We start from the raw sequence: 19,359 nt of genomic DNA on the forward strand, positions 1-19,359 counted from the left end.
CTAGACCAGATGCGCATCCTGCTCGCCGAAGACGACCCCCTGCTGGGCGACGGCCTGCGTGCCGGCCTGCGCCAGCAGGGCTTCCAGGTGGACTGGGTGCGCGACGGCGAGGCCGCCGAGCGCGAGCTGCGCGCCGCGCCCTATGCCGCAGCCGTGCTGGACCTGGGCCTGCCCCGCCTGGATGGCTTCGAGGTGCTGGCCCGCATCCGCGCCGCGGGCTGCATGGTGCCGGTCCTCGTGCTGACAGCCCGCGACGCCGTGCCCGACCGCATCCGCGGGCTGGATGGCGGCGCCGACGACTATGTCGTCAAGCCGGTGGACCTGTTCGAGCTGGGCGCGCGGCTGCGCGCTATGGCGCGGCGCGCCCATGGCCAGCCGCAGGAGCAGCTGGCCTGGCAGGACGTGCTGCTGGACCCAGCCGCCCGCCGCGTGACGCAGGCCGGCGCCGAGGTTGCGCTGTCGGTGCGCGAGTTCGACCTGCTGGCCCTGCTGCTGCGCCAGGCCGGCCGCGTGCTGAGCCGCGAGCAGCTGGAGGGCCAGCTCTATGCCTGGGGCCAGGAGGTGGAAAGCAACGCCATCGAAGTCCACGTGCACCATCTGCGGCGCAAGCTGGGCGCCGGGCTGATCGAGACGGTGCGCGGCGTCGGCTACCGGGTGCCGCGGCCATGAAGGCGCTGGCCTCGCTGCAGGCGCGGCTGCTGGCCGGCGTGCTGGCCGTGGCCCTGGGCATCGGTGGGCTGACGGCCGCGCTGGCATTGCGCCAGGCCGAGCACGAGCTCGACGAATTGCTGGACGCCCACCTGACCCAGGCCGCGGCCCTGCTCGTCGTGCAGCACAGCCGCAAGCTGGCCCATGACGACGACATGGTGCTCGACGCACCCAGCCTGCACCGCTATGCGCCGCGCGCCGTCTTCCAGGTCTTTCACGAAGGCCGGCTGGCGTTGCGCTCGTCGCAGGCGCCTATCGAGCCGATGGCGCCGCTGGCGGACGGCTTTCATGCCGTGACGCGCGGCGACGTGGGCTGGCGCGTCTTCGTCACGCACGGCGCCAGCGCAGACGTGACTGTGCTGGTTGGCGAAAGCGAGTCGGCGCGACAGGAAATCCTGTGGGCCATGCTCGGGCCGCTGCTGGGCCTGGGCGCCGCCGCACTGGTCTTGATGCTGTTGCTGGCCGTGGCCGTGCTGCGCTGGGGGCTGGCACCGCTGCGCCGCCTGCGCACCGAGCTGGCCACGCGCCAGCCCGACCAGCTCGCCTCCCTGGCGCTGGCGGACATGCCTGCGGAACTGGCCCCGCTGCTGGGCACGCTGAATGCGCTGTTCGCGCGCATCGAGGCGCTGCTGCAAGGTGAGCGCCGGCTCACTGCCGATGCCGCGCACGAGCTGCGCACACCCATCGCTGCCATCCGCGTCCAGGCCCAGGTCGCGCAGGGCGCCCGCGACGGGGCCGAGCGCGCCCAGGCGCTGGCTGCCACACTGGCCGGCTGCGACCGCGCCGCGCGCCTTGTCGACCAGTTGCTGATGCTGGCCCGATTGGAAGCCGCCGCCGCGCCGCCGCGGGCGCCGCTGGACCTGGCCGCGCTGGCCCGCCAAGCCGTAGCGGACGCCGCTGAGAGCCCGCAGCAGCGCGGCCATGCGCTGGCCCTCGATGCGCGCGGACCGGTCCCGGCCCGCGGCGACCCGCTGCTGACGCAGGTGCTGCTGCGCAATCTGCTCGACAACGCGCTGCGCTACAGCCCGCCCGGCAGCCCGGTCACGCTGAGCGTGGACGCCACGACAGGAGGCTGGCAGCTGTGCGTCGAAGACGGCGGCCCTGGCCTGGACGAGGGCGGGCTGGCGCGACTGGGCCAACGCTTCCAGCGCGGCGCCGAGGCCACGTCATCGGGCAGCGGCCTGGGTTGGTCCATCGTGCTGCGTATCGCGGCACTGCAGGGCTGGGGCGTGTCGGCCGACCGCTCGCCCACCCTCGGCGGCCTGCGCGTGAGGCTCGCGCCCGAGAAATCCGACGAGTGACTTATCCACAGCCACTCCTTAAAATTCGGGGTTTGCCCGAGCACTCGCACGGGCTGCTGTTCTTTCCAGGACCGAGATGCTCTACCCCAAGGAATTCGATGTCATCGTCGTCGGTGGCGGCCATGCCGGCACCGAGGCGGCGCTCGCTGCCGCGCGCATGGGTGCGCAGACGCTGCTGCTGACCCACAACATCGAGACGCTGGGCCAGATGAGCTGCAACCCCAGCATCGGCGGCATCGGCAAGGGCCATCTCGTCAAGGAGGTCGACGCGCTGGGCGGCGCGATGGCGCTGGCCACCGACGAAGGCGGCATCCAGTTCCGCATCCTCAATGGCAGCAAGGGCCCGGCCGTGCGCGCCACCCGAGCCCAGGCCGACCGCATCCTCTACAAGGCCGCCATCCGCCGCCGGCTGGAGAACCAGCCCAACCTGATGCTGTTCCAGCAGGCGGTGGACGACCTAGTGGTGGAAGGCGACCGCGTCGTGGGCGCCGTCACGCAAGCCGGCATCCGTTTCCGCGCGCGCGCCGTCGTGCTGACGGCCGGCACCTTCCTGGACGGCCGCATCCATGTCGGCCTGGAGAATTACAGCGCCGGCCGCGCGGGCGATCCGCCGGCCGTGTCGCTATCGGCTCGGCTCAAGGAGCTGAAGCTGCCCCAAGGGCGCCTGAAGACCGGCACGCCGCCGCGCATCGACGGCCGCACCATCGACTTCAGCAAGTGCGAGGCGCAGCCCGGCGACCTGGACCCAATGCCCGTGTTCAGCTTCATGGGCAAGGCAGCCATGCACCCGCAGCAAGTGCCCTGCTGGATCACGCACACCAACCTGCGCACGCACGAGATCATCCGCAGCGGCTTTGACCGCAGCCCGATGTTCACCGGCGTCATCGAGGGCGTGGGCCCGCGCTACTGCCCCAGCATCGAGGACAAGGTGAATCGCTTCGCCGACAAGGACTCGCACCAGATCTTCCTGGAGCCCGAAGGCCTGACGACGCACGAGTTCTACCCGAACGGCATCTCCACCTCCCTGCCCTTCGACATCCAGCTCGCCGCCGTACGCAGCATCCCGGGCCTGGAGAACGCCGACATCCTGCGCCCCGGCTACGCTATCGAGTACGACTACTTCGACCCGCGCGGGCTGAAGGCCTCGTTCGAGACCAAGGTCATCCAGGGCCTGTTCTTCGCCGGCCAGATCAACGGCACCACCGGCTACGAGGAAGCGGCGGCGCAAGGCCTGTTCGCCGGCTTGAACGCCGCACTGCAGGTTCGCGGCGACGATGCCTGGACGCCCGCGCGCGACCAAGCCTACCTGGGCGTGCTGGTGGACGACCTCATCACCAAGGGCGTGACCGAGCCCTACCGCATGTTCACCAGCCGCGCCGAGTTCCGGCTGCAGCTGCGAGAAGACAACGCCGACGCGCGCCTGACAGAGACCGGCCGCCAGCTCGGCCTGGTGGACGACGAGCGCTGGGCCGCCTTCAACCGCAAGCGCGACGCTGTTTCACGTGAAACGGAGAAGCTGAAGAGCACCTGGGTCCATCCCGGCATCCTGCCCGCGGCTGACGCCGAACGCCTGGTCGGCAAGGCGCTGGAGCGTGAGTACAGCCTGGCCGACTTATTGCGGCGGCCAGGCGTCGGTTTCGACACGGTCGCCGAAGTCGCATCGATTGCACGACCTGAGGCCGGTGTTTCACGTGAAACGTTGGTCGCCGAGCTGGGTCTGGAACTGGCCGACCTCGTCGCTGAGCAAATCGAGATCAGCACCAAGTACGCCGGCTACATCAACAAGCAGGTTGACGACGTTGCCCGCGCCGCCCACTTCGAACACCTGAAGCTGCCCGAAGACCTGGACTACGGCCTTGTCCACGCCCTCTCCTTCGAGGCCCGCCAGAAGCTCAACACCCACCGCCCCGAGACGCTGGGCCAAGCTTCGCGCATCTCCGGCATCACGCCGGCCGCGGTCTCGCTGCTGTTGGTGCACCTAAAGAAGGGCAAGTTCAAGGGCTTCACAGAAGCGGAAGCGGCATGAGGGACGCGCTCCAAGCGGCGGCACGCGAACTCGGCCTCGAACTCAGCGACACCCAACTCGCACAGCTGCTGGCCTACTTGGCTCTACTGCAGAAGTGGAACAAGGTCTACAACCTGACGGCCGTCCGTGACCCGGCGCAGATGCTCAGCCATCACCTGGTGGACAGCCTGTCCGTCATCGCGCCGCTGCAGCGTCACGGCGCGCCGGCACGGTTGATGGATGTCGGCGCCGGCGGCGGGCTGCCGGGCGTGGTCATCGCGATCTGCTTCCCGGGCTCCGACGTGAGCTGCGTGGACGCCGTCGCCAAGAAGGCCACCTTCATCCAGCAGGTTGCGGCCGAACTGAAGCTGCCCAACCTGCACGGTGTGCACAGCCGCGTCGAGCAGCTGAAGACCGAACCGTTCGGCGTGATCACGTCGCGCGCCTTTGCATCACTGGTCGACTTCACGAGTCTGACCCGTGAGCACCTCGCAGAAGGCGCCGTCTGGATGGCCATGAAGGGCCAGCACCCCGCCGACGAGATCGCCGCCCTGCCCGCCGACGTGGATGTGTTTCACGTGGAACAACTGGCCGTCCCGGGTCTGGATGCCCAGCGCTGCATCATCTGGATGCGGCCGAAGTAGAAATGCAACCACAGAGGCACTGAGGCACAGAGAAGCGGTGCCAACGCCTTGAATTTGCATTCCTCTGTGGCTCCGTGTCTCTGTGGTTGCATTTGCCCCCGCTACCATCCTCCATGGCCAAAATTTTCTGCATCGCCAACCAGAAGGGCGGCGTCGGCAAGACCACCACCACCGTCAACCTCGCCGCCGGCCTCGCGCAGATCGGGCAGCGCGTTCTCGTTGTTGACCTGGACCCCCAGGGCAATGCGACCATGGGTTCAGGCATCGACAAGCGCAAGCTGGAGCTGACCGTCTACGACGTGCTGCTGGAATCCGCCTCCCTGGCCGAGGCCAAGGTCCGCGCCGAAAAGGCCGGCTATGACGTGCTCGGCGCCAACCGCGAACTCGCCGGCGCAGAGGTGGACCTGGTCGCGCTGGAGCGCCGCGAGGCCCGCATGAAAGCCGCCTTGCTCGACGCCGGCAAGGACTACGACTTCATCCTCATCGACTGCCCCCCGTCGCTGTCGATGCTGACCCTGAACGGCCTGTGCAGCGCTCACGGCGTCATCGTGCCGATGCAGTGCGAGTACTTCGCGCTGGAAGGCCTGACCGACCTGGTCAACACCATCAAGCAGATCCATGCCAACCTGAACCCCGACCTGCAGATCATCGGCCTGCTGCGTGTCATGTTCGACCCGCGCATCACGCTGCAGCAGCAGGTCAGCGACCAGCTCAAGACTCATTTCGGCAACAAGGTCTTCGACACCGTCATCCCGCGCAATGTGCGGCTGGCCGAGGCGCCGAGCTACGGACTGCCGGGCGTCGTGTTCGACCCCAGTTCCAAGGGCGCGCAGGCATTTGTCGAGTTCGCCAAGGAGATGGTGAAGCGCATCGAGACAATGCGGTGAGCGTGGCCGCACTGCGCCCCATGCGTGCCGACGACGCTGACGCCGTCGCCGCCCTGCACGCCACCAGTTGGCGCAGCGCCTACCGCGGCATCGTGCCCGACGACTTTCTCGATCACGACGTCTTCGCCGAGCGCCAGGCCGTCTGGCGGGAGCGGCTGCAGCTTTCGCCGGCAGTCGCTGCCTTCGGCATCGTGGCCGAGGAAGACTCGGGCCGGATGATTGGCTTTGCCTACGTGCTGCCCGGCCATGACCCGGTCTGCGGCACGCTGGTCGACAACCTGCATGTCCACCCCGAGCTCAAGGGCGGCGGCATCGGCCGCCTGCTGTTGCGGGCCGTCATCGCCGAGCTGGGGCCGGCGCGCACCCAGCCCCTGTACCTGTGGGTGCTGGACCAGAACGAACCCGCCAAGCGCTTCTATTCCCGAATGGGCGCCGAATTCATCGACCCCGGCATGACGCCGCCCTTTGGTGGCGTCTGCCTGCCCGAATGGCGCTGCATCTGGCGCGACCCTTCAGTGCTGCTCACGTCATGATTGATGCCCTCGCCCTGCGCGCCGAACACGCCGGCCTGGACGCCAGCGCGCCACCACAGCAGGCCGACATCGACGGCTGGCTGATCCGCCTGTCGCCTGGCAAAGCCAAGCGCTCACGCTGCATCAATGCGCTGCGCCAGGGCAGCTTGCCGCTGGACGAACTGCTGGCACGCTGCCAGCGCGCCTACGACGCCGCCGGGCTGCCGCTGGCCGTGCGCGTGACGCCCTGGAGCCAGCCGGCGGACCTCGATGCCTTGCTCGCCGCCAAGGGCTGGGGGGTGTTCGACGCGGCCGATGTGATGGTGCTGGACGCCCTCGCACCGGCGCCCTCACCCATCTCCCTCCAGGCTCTTGATGCAGGCGCCTATGCCAGCATCGTCGGCACACTGCGCGGCTCGTCAGCGACGGCCATTGCGGCCCACGCCGAGCGCATTGCTAACGCCCCGGTCACCTACCAGGGCTTCGCACTGAACGACGCCGGCGGCGCGCTGCTGGCCTGCGGGCAAATGGTGGTCGATGGCGACATCGTCGGCCTCTACGACATCTTCTCCGCCGTGCCGCGCCAGGGCCATGGCGAGCGCCTGTGCCAGGCCTTGCTGGCCCTCGCCCACACGCAGGGCGCCCGCCAGGCCTATCTGCAGGTGGGTAGCGACAACGCCGTCGCCCAGCGCCTGTATGCGCGCATGGGCTTCGTCTTCGCCTACCGGTACCACTACCGCAGCCCGGAGAAGCAACTCGTCTGACGGCGAGTCACTTCTTTCAGCTCCCACGTTTGCAGGTCGCTGTGGCGAGGGTCTCGCGCGTTGGCTGCGTCAACATCGCGCCTCCAACCCGCCGCCACTCATGACGTCCCTCCGCGCCGCCCTCGCCCTGCTTGCCGCCCTGACCCTCGCCACTGCGCGGGCCGACGCCCCCAAGGCCGACGTCGCCAAAAGCGCCGACCACCCTGTCCTCAAGCGCTTTGCCGGCAGCGTGCTCGTCGGCTACGCCCAGCAGGACTGGGAGCAGCGCAGCTTTCCCGACGCCAGCGGCGTGTCCAAGACCGAGAACGACAAGTTCAATCGCCCGGTCAGCCTCGAAGGCAAGGTGACCCGCCTCTTCTACTTGGCCCCGCTGGGCAAGAGCCCGCTGGAGGTCTACCGCAACTATCAGCAGGCGCTGATCGCCGCCGGCTTCAAGACCACCTGGCAGTGCGAGAGCGAGGCCCAGGGCTGCACCAAGGCCTACTTCGCACTCGACGGCTACGAGCGCGCCAAGGGCATGCAATGGGCCGAGGGCGACGTGCCTGCGGCCGGCAGCGAGCACCGCGGCAGCACTTGGCCACTGGCCATGTCGATCAGCTACGACGGCGCCCGCATGATGGTGGGCACGCTTGCCAGCGGTGGCCGCACGCTGAACCTGCTGCTGTTCACGTCCATGGCCGCCAACGAGCACACCAACCGCGCCGCCACCTACATCGAGATCGTCGAGCCCAAGGCCATGCCCACCGGCCAGGTCACGGTCGACGCCAAGGCCATCGGCCAGGGCCTGCAGGCTGAAGGGCGCATCGCGCTGTACGGCCTGTTCTTCGACACCGGCAAGACCGACATCAAGCCCGACAGCAACGCGCAGCTGGACCAGATGGCCGCCGTGCTCAAGGCCCAGCCGGCGCTGAAGGTGCTGATCGTCGGCCACACGGACAACGTCGGCAGCATCGACGCCAACCTCACCCTCAGCGAAGGCCGCGCCAAGGCGGTCGTCGCGGCGCTGACTCAGCGCGGCATTGCGGCCAACCGGCTGCAGGCCCGCGGCATCGCCAACTTCGCGCCTGTGGCGCCCAACACCAGCGACGACGGCCGCGCGAAGAACCGCCGCGTCGAGATGGTCCTGCAATAACCACCCGCAACGACGACGCCATGAACGCCACCCTCCGCTTCACCGCCGCCCTGCTCGCCGCTGCCGTCCACCTCAGCGCGCCGGCCGCCGACGCGCCCTACACCGACGTGCCCGGCGCCGCAGATCACCCCCTCATCAAGCGCTTCGCGGGCTCCTGGCTGGCCGGCCAACGCGTCTCCAACTGGGACGCCGCCGTGCTGCCCGCCAGCCCCGAGCTGTCCAAGGCGGACAAGCGGCAGTTCAAGGACCCAATGCTCAACCTCGAAGGCAAGGTCACGCAGACGGTCTACATCGCGCCGCGCGGCAAGGCCAACTTGGAGGTGTGGCGCAACTACGAGCAGGCGCTCAACGCCGCCGGCTTCAAGAAGCGCTTCTCGTGCGAGCGCGACTGCTTCGACCTCTACTTCGCCTGGCTCAAGCAGAGCGATCCGACCAAGGGCTTCAACTGGGCCAAGGGCACGGTCGACACCCCCAGCAGCGGCCGCTACAGCCTGACCTCGGCCCTGTCCGGCGACGAAGGCCGCATGCTCGTCGGCACCCTGGGCAAGCCTGGCCAGGAAGCCACCGTGCTGCTCTACAACTCCCTGGCCGCCAACGCCACGACCGGCCTGGTGGCCACCTATCTGCAGGTCGTCGAGCCCAAGGCCATGGAGACCGGCCAGGTCACCGTGGACCCGGCCGCGCTGCAGGCCGGTCTGGCCGCGGAAGGCAAGGTCACGCTGACCGGCCTGTTCTTCGACACCGGCAAGACCGAACTCAAGCCCGAGTCCAAGGCCCAGCTCGACGCGATGGCCGAGCTGCTGAAGAATCAGCCGACGCTGAAGGCCTGGATCGTCGGCCACACCGACAACGTCGGCGGCTTCGAGGCCAACCAGGCGCTGAGCATGGAGCGCGCCCGCGCCGTCGTGCTGGCCCTGACCGCGGCGCCATACAAGGTCGACGCCAAGCGCCTGAGCGCCAAGGGCCTGGCCAGCCTGGCACCGGTGGCGGGCAATGGCGACGAGGCGGGGCGGGCGAGGAACCGGCGCGTGGAGCTGGTGGCGCAGTAGCCCGGCGGCGCCAGAGCCTGCCTCACGGCTCGATGCCGAACACCGCGTTCGGCGCTTCGCCAAACACCTCCGGCGCGTACATCGCCTCCACGCGGGTGGGAGACAAGGTGAACTGGCCAGGGTTGTTGAGTCGGATCGTGTATTCCAGGCTGAAATCGCCGCGCGGCACATGGCGGTAGAAGGACTTGAACGACGTGAAGTCGCGGGCCTGGTACAGCGGCCAGGCGTTGCCCGTGCGTTGCTCGCCGGCCTGGGCCGCGGCGGAATCGCGGCCCAGGCCGTTGCCCAGGATGCTGGCGCCGGCTGGCACCGGGTCGTCCACCACGACCCAACTCATGTCGGCCTGGGCGCGGATGCTCAGGTGCACGCGCGCGATGTCGCCCACATGCCATTGCCCCGGCACCTTCTGCTGCACGGGGGTGATGCTGCGGCTGATGCCGTAGCCGGCTGAGCGGGGCGCCGTCAACGGCACGGCGGCGCGCACCTCCACCGAAGCCCAGGGAGCGCCTGCACCGTCGTGCTGGATGTGCAGCGCGTCGGTGGCCTTGCTCAGGGGAGCGTCGAAGGACTTGCTGCCGGGCTCCTTCCAGCTCAGCGTCTTGCGTTGCTGGCCCAGCGTGACACGCGTCTCGCCGGCCACGGGCACCGGCTCCAGCAGTCGGGCGAAGGCATCGACGGCCAGCGTGCCCCAGGCGTTGGCGTTGGTGGTGGCCCAGGCGCCGTTCGTTTGCTGGCGGCTCAGCAGCCCCGTCAGCAGGCGTGGCAGGTCGGCTTTCCAATCGGGCAGGTCGGCAACGGCAAGCAGCAGGCGCGCGGCGTCCACGTCGCCATGGCTCATCAGCCACCACCAGTAGTCGCGGGCCTCGGTGGAAAAGACTATCCGGCGCCCCTGGTAGGTCAGCCGCGCGCGCAGCGCGTTCGCGGCCGAACCTTGCAGGGCCGGCGGCGCATCGGTTCTCCTCAGCACGGTCAGCCAGTCGATCAGCATGCGGGTGGTCCACTCATCGGGGTCGACGCGGATGGCGTCGAGCTGCCCGGGCGCCAGCCGTTGGTAGCGCGCGAGCGTCGCCAGCGCGCCGATCCTGCGCGCCAGGGCGTCTTCCCGGGGGGCCCAGAACGCGCGCTGGATGCGCCCGGCGGCGAAGCCTTCCAGCCCGGCCAGCATGCGCTTGCGCTCGGCCACGGGAATGGGCCAGCCCGACGTGTCGGCCACATCCAGCAGATGGCTGGTCAGCGTGTCGCTGCCCAGCCGCGCGAGGGTGGACTCGGGCGGGAAGTAGTTGGCCAGCCCGTCTTCGTCGAGGTAGCGCGGCAGCTCCGCCATGGCCGCATCCCAAGCCTTGCGGTCGTGCATGCCGACGGCGCGCGACACGCTCTGCTCCAGGCAGCGGTAGGGGTAGCTGGCCAGCCAGGCCTGCACGCCGCCCAGTTGGCCGGCCAGCGAGGGCAGCAACTGCACGCTCACACGGGCGGTGCCGGCTACGGCCCCGGCGCCGTCGAAGCCGAACGCCGGCACGTCGAAGCTGCCGTTGACCTGGGCCAGCGTGGCCGCCTGCACGGTGACGGGCACGGTGGGTTCGACCTGCTGCGTGGTCTCCAGCACGTCTTGCCGGCCGGCAGCGCCGCGCTCCTTCGCGGCGAAGCGCCAGTTCAGGGCCTTTGCACCCGTGGGCACGCGAACCTCCCAACTGAGCTGACGCGCCTCGCCCGCGGCCAGGCGCAGCGCCTGGGCCGGCAGCGCGGCCTGGCCGGCAAGGCCGGCGCTGGCGTCCAGCGTGATGGGGCCCGCGGACGTGTTGCGCACCGTCACCAGCGCCGCAAACCGGTCGCCCTCGCGGACACGCGGCGGCAGGCCGGCGGTGAGCTGCAGGTCCTTCATCACGTCCAGATGCGCCGCGCCGGTGCCGAACTCCTCGCTGCCGGCGCTGACCACCGCCACCAGCCGGAAGCGGCTCAGCCCGTCCTTGATGGGAAAGCTCACGACGGCGTCGCCGTTGTCGTCGATGGGCACGTCGGCCTGCCAATACAGCAGGGAATCGAGCAGGGTGCGGGCCGGAGGCGACGGTGCGTCGGCGGGGCCTGTGCCGGGGACCTCGCCGCCCTGGGCTGTGAGCACACGTTGCAATACCTCGGGATACACGCCGTCGTTCTGCTTGATCTTCTGGGCACTCTGCAACGCACTCCGCTCCCCAATGACGGTCACAATCCCGGCGGCCTTGTCAGCCGAGATCTTGAGGATGTCCATGAGCACGCCCTCCGCCGAGCGCAGCATGGCCCGCTCGTCCACCGCGGGGTTCATGACCACGCCGCTGGTCGTGTGCACCTTGTGCAGGCGGGGGGCCTGCATGCTGGCCAGCAGCTGCCAGCTCGGGTTGTCCTTCAGGCTCAGCAGCGCCTCGTCCACCGCCACAAAGCTGAGCTTGCGGGCCGCCGGCAGAGGCTTGCCGTCCGCCATCGCGACGTGGATGCGCACCCGGGCGGTGTCGCCAGGCTGGTAGCGCGCGCGGTCGGGCGTGAGGCTGACCCGCAGCGCATGGGCCTCGGTGGACACCATCAGCTCGGTGATGCCCGTGGCCACGGCCGCCGGCAGCGCCCCCGCCTCGGCATCCAGCGCCAGCAGCGAGACCGCCACATTGCCCGCCCACTCGCGGCGAATGGGCAGCGGGATACGGGCCTGCGCCGCGTCCAGCGTGAGCACGCGGGAGTCCAGGACGCCCCGGCGCTCCATCGTCAGCCACACGCGCGACCGCTTGAAGGGGCTGGAGACCGCGATGCTGGCCGTTTCACCCTCGCGATACAGGGCCTTGTCGGCGTTCACAAAGAGCGGGGCGGCCGGCAAGCGCTGCGCATCAGAAACCGTGGACACGCTGTAGGCGGTGGCCACCCTGCCATCCGCGTCCGCTGCGGTCGACTCGAACCGGTACACGCCAGCCTTGCGGGGCACGAAGCCGCACACCAGCTCGCCCTTGTCATCGGTCAGGCCCTTGCAGACCTCGCCCAGGTCCTCGAGGGGGCCGGAGGCGTACGGAGCCCGCCACCTGGCGCTGATGCTGACGGGCTGCCGGCTGCGCCGCGCCCCGCTGTCGTCGAGCACCAGGCTTTGCACTTCCAGCGGCCGCTGGACCGCGACCGAGCCTCTCGTGCGCACGCCGACCGTCAGCAGGCTGGGCAGCACGTCAAAGCGCTGCGACACGGTCTGGGCCTCGCCGTTGGGGTCCTGATAGCTCAGTTCGGCACGCAGCACATAGGGCAGCGCGCGCCTGGGCAGCGCCGGCAGCGTCGCCCGCGCATGGCCCTGGGCATCGAGTTGCAGCGCTTGCGTGTCCAGCAGCAGCTGAGCCGGCTCCGGTTCAGCTGCGGTCAGATCCTCGTTGAGGAAGCCCAGGACGTGGTCCGCATAGCCATCGAGCAGATCGGGCCTGCGGTATCCCTGCGCCTGGGCATAGGCCCGCAGCGTGACGGGCCAGTGCCGCGCCGCGCCGCCATCGGCATGATGCAGGTCCAGCTGCAGCGTCGGTGCCGCGCCGAAGGTCAGCCGTGGCGCCTGGATGGCGCCCAGCATGCCAGGCAGGCGAAAGGCTTCGACGGTGAATTGGGCCGTGTCGTAGTCGGCAAAACCCAGGGGCGAATCCTCGTCGAGCCTCAGATACACCACGTAGCTGCCCAGGGGCGCATCACCGGGCAGCTCAAAGCGGGAGAGGCCTTCGCCGCGCGCGATCTCCTCCAGCGGGACGGTCCATTTCTTGGATGATCCGAGATGAACAATCGTCGCGCTGCGGGGAAGCTCGCCTGCGGCCAGCCCGGCGGTGTTTTCCCGCCGGACCACATGCCGCATCGACACCGTCTCGCCCGACTTGAACAGGCTGCGGTCCAGCACGGTATGCGCCCGGGTGAATGAGCTGCCCCAGGTTTGGTGGACGCCGTAGCTGGCGGCGTCGAGCAGGCCGGTCCAGCGGCTGTTGGCGACCGAGACATCGCGCTCGCCGTCGGGCCAGGTGTGCCGGGCGATGACCGTCACGCCGGTACCGAGGGGGTCGCTGCAACGGGCGAGCGCGCTGCGGTCGATGGACGCCACGCCGTCTGCATCGCTGCGGCCCTGCCAGACGAGCGTGCCGCGGCAGTCATAGGCCCGGAGGTCCACTGCAGCGACCGGGGCGCCGCCGTCCAGCTGCGTCACCCACACGGCGCTGTTGGCCTCGGCAACCTTCAAGTGCACGGCCAGCCGCGTCAGCAACACGGCCACGCTGTCGTACGCGGGGTCGGCATCGCCCTGCACAGCGAACGCCTGCAGTTCCAGCAGATGCAGGCCCGCGCCCTTGAGCGCCACCCCCCCACGGCGGGCCTCGGGAGAGACCGCAGCCTCCACGGCCTGCAGCGGGATGGCGGCGGCGTCGCCCAGAAGGGGCGGATGGATCTGCCCGCGCGGGCGCCAGGCGTCGGGCATCGAGAAGTAGTGGCGCGGGCCCTCACCGACGCCGAGCAACCCCATCCTCTGCAGGATGAGCTTGTCTGCCGCCTCACCGCCGTCTCCCGCGCCGATGAGTTTTTCGCGGATGACCGGCTGCGTGGCCGCCCCCTGGAGGAAGACCGGGACCATGTTGTCGGTCTGAAGCGGCCGGATGGACACCGTGGGCGCCGGAAAGTACGCCAGCCCCAGCGCAGGCAGCGTCTTGATGCGGGCGGGCCGGCGGTCACTCGCCAACTTGCGGCCCGCGTCGTCCACGAAGTCCTGGTCCGGCCAGCGGATCTGATACTCGGCTCGGGGCTGGAAACCGCCTTCGAAGGTGACCGTGCTGTCGGCGCCCGAAAAGAACCTAGTCGGCTGGACCGTCACCGTGCCAGCGCGCAAGCCCTGCCCCGTGTCCAGGCGGATCTCGCCAAGCAGGGCTTCAGGCATCGCTGCGTTGAACTCCAGAGCGATGGGGAAGTTGGCGGCACAGTCGCCATCGGGCTGCAGGCGCAGGCACGCCACGGTCACGGCCGGCAGCGAGCGGACCGTGAAGTTCATCACGTAGGGCTTCAAGGTCGGGCGCACCAGCCGCAGCGTGACGAAGCTGTCCGGCGCCAGAGGAAAGGGGCAGCGCACTGCTTCCAGGCGGTCGGGTTTGTCCCACAGCCAATCGGCCTGCGTCTTCAGCGCGTCGCGGGCCTCGACCGGCAGGTGGATGGCCGGCATCTCGGGCTGGCCCGGTGCCTCGCAGCGCAGGTCGGTCGGGGTGCCGCCCAGGGGATGGGTGTAGCGCAGCAGAAAGACCTGGTCTTCCTTGATCCGGGTCATGCCGGGCCGGGGGAAAACGCCCTCGACTTTGCGCTTCATCTCATCGGTCAACGCCGGCAGCTGGAAGCGGAACACCAGCGGCTCGCCCACGGCATGACCGGCCAGGGACTTCAGCGCGGGCTTGATGCGGAACTCGCAGGCCCGGCCGTCGCGCGCCTGATCTTTCAGATCCATCACCCAGGTGCGGTCATCCACCCAGTGCGCCGCCCCGGCCAGCCCGCAGTCCACGTCAAACGGCCCTGGCGCGGCCACCTTGCCCAGAGGCACCATCGGCTCGCTGAACGTGGCCCGGACCTGCTCCGCACCCGGAACCCGCCCCTGCGGGCTGAAGCTGAGCACCCGCGCGGCGGGCTCAGCCGCGCTGGCAAGCACAGAGGCTATTGCCAGCGCGCCGGCGGCGAACATCCGTGCGGAAAAGGGCTGTGCTACCCAGGTGTGAGGCATGCCGCGTCTCCCCGTAGTTAGTTATTGGCGGCAATTGTGGGGGCCAAAACCGAGCCGCCACGGCGCGCCTGGGCTCCTGAAAACCCGCCGGCGCCCGGCTGGACCGGGCTTGATGACGATCAAGGCCTGCGCGCCGCCGCGGCGCACAGTGCAGGCATGAACCATCCCCTGAACGTCCAGGTGCTCGGCAGCGGCTGCAGCAAGTGCCGGAGCACCATCGGCCTCGTCGAGCGCGCCGCCGAGGAGCTCGGCATCGAGGTCGCGATCATCAAGGTCGAGAACCCCGACGACATCCGCGCGCACGGTGTGCACGCCACGCCGGCTGTCGTCATCGACGGCCAGGTCGTGCACAGCGGCGGCCTGCCCTCGCATGCGGCGGTGCGCGCCTGGCTGCAGGCGGCAGGCATCGGCTTGCTGAGCCGGCCGACGCGCCACCTCTTCTTCACTGGCAAGGGCGGCGTCGGCAAGACCTCGCTGTCCACCGCCGCCGCGCTGACGCTGGCCGACGCCGGCAAGCGGGTGCTGCTGGTCAGCACCGACGCGGCCTCCAACCTCGACGAGATGCTGGGCGTGCCGCTGCGCAACACGCCGGTGCCGGTGCCCGGCGCACCGGGCCTGTCGGTGCTCAACATCGACCCCGACAACGCCGCCGAGTCCTACCGTCAGCGCGTGCTTGCTCAGATGGATGCCCAGGCCAGCGCCGACGAGCTCGCGACCGTGCGCGAGCAGCTTTCCGGCGCCTGCACGACCGAGATTGCCGCCTTCGACGAGTTCTCGTCGCTGCTGGCCGACCGCGCCCAGCCCTGGGACCACATCGTCTTCGACACCGCGCCCACCGGCCACACCCTGCGCCTGCTCAGCCTGCCCAAGGCCTGGACCGGCTTCCTGCAGGGCAACGACCGGGGCGCCTCGTGCCTGGGCCCGCATTCGGGGCTGAAGATGCAGGAGGACCGCTTCAAGGCCGCGCTGCAGACCCTGAGCGATCCGGCGCGGACCACCGTCGTCCTCGTCACCCGCCCCGACCGCGGCGCCATCGCCGAGGCCGCACGCACCTGCGCCGACCTGCACGCCCTCGGCCTGCACAACCAGCGCCTGGCGATCAACGGCGTCTTCCATGCCAGCGACCGCGGCGATGCCGTCGCCCGCGCCATCGAGGACCTCGGCCAGCAGGCCCTCGCCGACATGCCCGCCGCGCTGCGCGAGCTGCCGCAGGACCACGTGCCGCTGCGCGCCTTCGACACCGTCGGCCTGCTCGCGCTGCGCGCCCTGCTGGCCCCCGGCGCAGCCGCCATCACCATGCCCGCCACGGCTGTCACGGCTGCAGCGCCCGCGCCGGCCGGCCCGCCGCTGCCCGGCCTCGCGGCCCTGGCCGACGACCTGGCCGCCGCCGGCCACGGCCTGATCATGGTCATGGGCAAGGGTGGCGTCGGCAAGACCACCATCGCCGCGGCCCTGGCCCTGGGCCTGGTGGCGCGCGGCAAGACCGTGCACCTGAGCACCACCGACCCCGCGGCGCACCTCGCCCGCACGCTGGACGGCGAAGTGCCCGGGCTGCAGCTCAGCCGCATCGACCCCAAGGCCGAGACGCAGCACTACATCGACAAGATAATGGCCGCCCGCTCGCCCGGGCTGGACGCGCAGGAGCGGGCCCTGCTGCTCGAAGATCTGCAGTCGCCCTGCACCGAGGAGGTGGCCGTGTTCCACGCCTTCTCGCGCATCGTCAGCGAGGCGCGCAGCGCCTTCGTCGTGCTCGACACCGCGCCCACCGGCCACTCCATGCTGCTGATGGACGCCACCGGCGCCTACCACCGGCAGATGACGCGCGCCTTCGAGGGGCAGACCGCGGCACGCGTCATCACGCCGCTGATGCGGCTGCAGGATGCCAGCTACACCAAGATCATCCTCGTCACCCTGCCCGAGGTGACGCCGGTGTCACAGGCCTCGGCGCTGCAGGACGACCTGCGCCGCGCGGGCATCGAGCCGCATGCCTGGGTGCTCAACAAGAGCGTGCTGGCCGCCGGCACGCGCGACCCGCTGCTCGCGGCCCGGCTGGCTGGCGAGCGGCGCCAGATCGAGCGCATGTCCGCCGGCCTGGCGCGGCAGCTGTTCGCGCTGCCATGGCTGCCGGTGCCCCCCGTCGGCGTCGGCGAGTTGTCCCGGCTGACCCTCCCCGCGGTGGCCACACCGGGCGCAGCCTGATACCGGTGCTAACGCCGGCACGCGCCGGCATGGCGCGACGCCTGTAGAGTCCAGCCGCCTCTTCGATCCTCGAAGGGCCCGACTCGACCCCCTGCAGGCTCAGCCCCATGAAATCCCTGAACGCTTCCCTGATGACCACGGCGGTGTGGCTCGCGCTGTGCAGCGCCTGCCCGTCGGCGCACGCGGCCGACGCCATTGCGTCCAGGCCCTGGATGAACGGCAGCAAGACATCAGTCCAGCGCACCGAGCTGCTGCTCAAGGCCATGACGCTGGACGAGAAGCTGCTGCTGGTGTTTGGATACGCCTCGGGCGACCAGCTGGCGCAGGTGGACAGCGCCGTGATCCCCGGCGTCAACACCAAGGAAGTCATCGCCACGGTGATTCCGGGCTCGGCCGGCTACATCCCCGGCATCCCCCGGCTGGGTATCCCGGCCCAGCACCAGGCCGACGCCTCCATCGGCGTGCGCAACCCCAACCTGGAGCGCACCTCCCTGCCGTCGTCGCTGGCCACTGCCGCCAGCTGGGACCCGCGCGTGGCAGAGGCCGGCGGCAAGATGATCGGCCTGGAGGCCCGGCAATCGGGCTTCAACGTCATGCTCGCGGGCGGCGTCAACCTGGCGCGTGAGCCGCAGAACGGCCGCAACTTCGAGTACACCGGCGAGGACCCGCTGTTGGCCGCCGACATGGCCGCCGGGCTGATCCGCGGCGTGCAGTCCAACCACATCATCTCGACGATCAAGCACTACCTGATCAACGCGCAGGAGACCGGCCGCAACATCGTCAGCGCACAGGTCTCGCCCGCCGCGCTGCGCATGAGCGACGCGCTGGCCTTCGAGCTCGCCATCGAGAAGTCCAGCCCGGGCTCGGTGATGTGCTCGTACAACCGCATCAACGACGTCTACGCCTGCCAGAACGCCTTCTGGCAGAACCAGGTGCTCAAGGGCGACTGGGGCTACAAGGGCTATGTCATGTCCGACTGGGGCGCCGTGCACTCGACGGTGCTCGCCGCCACGGCCGGCCTCGACCAGCAGTCCGGCTTTCCCTTCGACAAGGCCCCGTACTTTGCCAAGCCGCTGAAGGAGGCCGTCGAGGACGGCTCGGTGCCGCAGTCCCGTGTCGACGACATGGCGCGGCGCATCCTGTGGGCGATGTTCGACAAGGGCGTGATGGACCACACCGTCAAGGCCGGCCCCATCGACTTCGCGGCCCACGCCAAGGTCTCGCAGTCGGCCGCGGAGCAGTCCCTGGTGCTGCTGAAGAACGAGGCCGGCGTGCTGCCGCTGGTCGCACCCAAGCGCGTGGCCCTGATTGGCTCGTATGCCGACAAGGCGGTGCTCGCCGGCGGCGGCTCGGCATCGGTCACGCCCATCGGCGGCAACGCGGTGCCGGGCCTCGGGCCGGGTGGCTGGCTGACCCAGGTGTGGCAGCCCTCGTCGCCGATGAAGGCCTTGCAGCAACGCATGCCGTCGACGCAGTTCAGCTTCGACGCGGGCACCGACGTGGCGTCGGCAGCCAAGGCCGCGGCGGCAGCGGACGTCGCCATCGTCTTCGTCCACCAATGGACGGCCGAGTCGCTGGACGCGTCGCTGACGCTCGAAGGCAACCAGAACGACATCGTCAGCGCGGCCGCCAAGGCCAACCCGAACACGGTCGTCGTCGTCGAGAGCGGCGGCGCGATCCTGATGCCCTGGCAGCCGGACGTGAAGGCGATCCTTGCGGCCTTCTACCCGGGCGCCGCCGGCGGCGAAGCCATCGCCCGCATCCTCACCGGCGAGGTCAACCCGTCCGGCCGCCTGCCCATTACCTTCCCTGCGAGCACCGACCAACTGGTGCGCCGGCAGATCGCCGGCAAGTCGGACGGCCCGCTGTTCACGGTCCGCTACACCGAGGGCGCGGCGGTCGGCTACAAGTGGTTCGACCTGCACGGCCACAAGCCGCTGTACGCCTTTGGCCACGGCCTGTCGTACACCAGCTTCGAGTTGGGTGGCCTGCAGGCGAGCCAGGCCAAGGCGCAGGTGACCGTCAAGTTCTCGATCCGCAACGCCGGCAGCCGCGCGGGCGACTCGGTCGGCCAGGTCTATGTGCGTGCACCGCAGAGCGCGCATTGGGAGGCGCCCCGGCGACTGGTCGGCTTTGACAAGCTCAAGCTCAAGCCCGGCGAGACCGGCACCAGCGCGGTCACGATCGATCCCCGGCTGCTGGCCACCTTCGACGAGGCGACCGGCGAATGGGTCATCGCGCCAGGCACCTATGAAGTGCAGCTCGGTGCGGGCTCGGACGACATCCGTGCCACTGCCAAATTGGCGCTGGCGGGCCGCAGGTTCACTTCCGCCCAGCTGAGGCGCTAGCAGCTTCGCTCAAGCCTGGGTTGGTGCAGGCCTCTTCGACCTGATGCGCGTCCGGGTCGGGCCGCATGCGGGTACGCCCCTTTCCCGT

General features: G+C 69.9%; 12 protein-coding genes. 11 read left to right on the top strand and 1 reads right to left on the bottom strand.

Annotated features, from left to right (window positions below; all coding sequences use genetic code 11):
• Positions 1 to 9: 9 nt before the first annotated feature.
• The 9 genes from ASC95_RS09150 to ASC95_RS09190 all read left to right on the top strand — a co-directional run bounded on the left by ASC95_RS09150 (position 10) and on the right by ASC95_RS09190 (position 9,002).
• Positions 10 to 669 carry a response regulator gene (locus ASC95_RS09150; protein WP_056190921.1) on the top strand — a complete coding sequence of 220 codons (660 nt, stop codon included), beginning with the start codon at positions 10 to 12 and terminating at the stop codon, positions 667 to 669.
• Positions 666 to 2,009, top strand: a complete 1,344-nt coding sequence (locus ASC95_RS09155; RefSeq protein ID WP_057297435.1) for an ATP-binding protein — start codon at positions 666 to 668, stop codon at positions 2,007 to 2,009. Before ASC95_RS09150 ends, ASC95_RS09155 begins: the two co-directional genes overlap by 4 nt.
• Before the next feature lie 76 nt (positions 2,010 to 2,085).
• A complete protein-coding gene (gene mnmG / locus ASC95_RS09160; RefSeq protein ID WP_057297436.1) occupies positions 2,086 to 4,035 on the top strand; it encodes a tRNA uridine-5-carboxymethylaminomethyl(34) synthesis enzyme MnmG in 1,950 nt (649 codons plus the stop codon).
• Positions 4,032 to 4,658, top strand: a complete 627-nt coding sequence (rsmG, locus tag ASC95_RS09165) for a 16S rRNA (guanine(527)-N(7))-methyltransferase RsmG (protein ID WP_057297437.1) — start codon at positions 4,032 to 4,034, stop codon at positions 4,656 to 4,658. Before mnmG ends, rsmG begins: the two co-directional genes overlap by 4 nt.
• 113 nt (positions 4,659 to 4,771) lie before the next feature.
• Complete coding sequence (locus ASC95_RS09170) at positions 4,772 to 5,545, top strand: ParA family protein (protein ID WP_057297438.1); 774 nt, start codon at positions 4,772 to 4,774, stop codon at positions 5,543 to 5,545.
• Between the two features lie 2 nt (positions 5,546 to 5,547).
• Entirely contained in the window at positions 5,548 to 6,078 is a 531-nt protein-coding gene (locus tag ASC95_RS09175; protein ID WP_157256037.1) for a GNAT family N-acetyltransferase, read from the top strand.
• The gene (locus ASC95_RS30480; protein WP_057297440.1) at positions 6,075 to 6,821 is read left to right on the top strand and encodes an N-acetyltransferase; all 747 of its coding nucleotides are present in this window, start codon (positions 6,075 to 6,077) and stop codon (positions 6,819 to 6,821) included. The genes ASC95_RS09175 and ASC95_RS30480 overlap by 4 nt, the downstream gene beginning before the upstream one ends.
• A gap of 100 nt (positions 6,822 to 6,921) precedes the next feature.
• Complete coding sequence (locus tag ASC95_RS09185) at positions 6,922 to 7,953, top strand: OmpA family protein (RefSeq protein ID WP_057297441.1); 1,032 nt, start codon at positions 6,922 to 6,924, stop codon at positions 7,951 to 7,953.
• A gap of 20 nt (positions 7,954 to 7,973) precedes the next feature.
• Entirely contained in the window at positions 7,974 to 9,002 is a 1,029-nt protein-coding gene (locus tag ASC95_RS09190; protein ID WP_057297442.1) for an OmpA family protein, read from the top strand.
• A gap of 22 nt (positions 9,003 to 9,024) precedes the next feature.
• On the opposite strand, the gene ASC95_RS09195 is transcribed toward ASC95_RS09190, so the two are convergent.
• Positions 9,025 to 14,724, bottom strand: coding sequence for an MG2 domain-containing protein (locus tag ASC95_RS09195; RefSeq protein WP_082567653.1), 5,700 nt, complete (start codon positions 14,722 to 14,724; stop codon positions 9,025 to 9,027).
• A gap of 156 nt (positions 14,725 to 14,880) precedes the next feature.
• On the opposite strand from ASC95_RS09195, the gene arsA reads away from it, so the two are divergent.
• Together arsA and ASC95_RS09205 are read left to right on the top strand one after the other, a co-directional pair.
• Positions 14,881 to 16,923 (top strand): arsenical pump-driving ATPase, encoded by a 2,043-nt coding sequence (gene arsA / locus ASC95_RS09200; protein ID WP_200960114.1) that lies wholly within the window; start codon positions 14,881 to 14,883, stop codon positions 16,921 to 16,923.
• Positions 16,924 to 17,030: 107 nt separating this feature from the next.
• Complete coding sequence (locus tag ASC95_RS09205; protein WP_057297444.1) at positions 17,031 to 19,271, top strand: beta-glucosidase; 2,241 nt, start codon at positions 17,031 to 17,033, stop codon at positions 19,269 to 19,271.
• Positions 19,272 to 19,359: the final 88 nt, after the last annotated feature.

This window comes from Pelomonas sp. Root1217, from assembly GCF_001425705.1.
Lineage (GTDB): Bacteria > Pseudomonadota > Gammaproteobacteria > Burkholderiales > Burkholderiaceae_C > Pelomonas.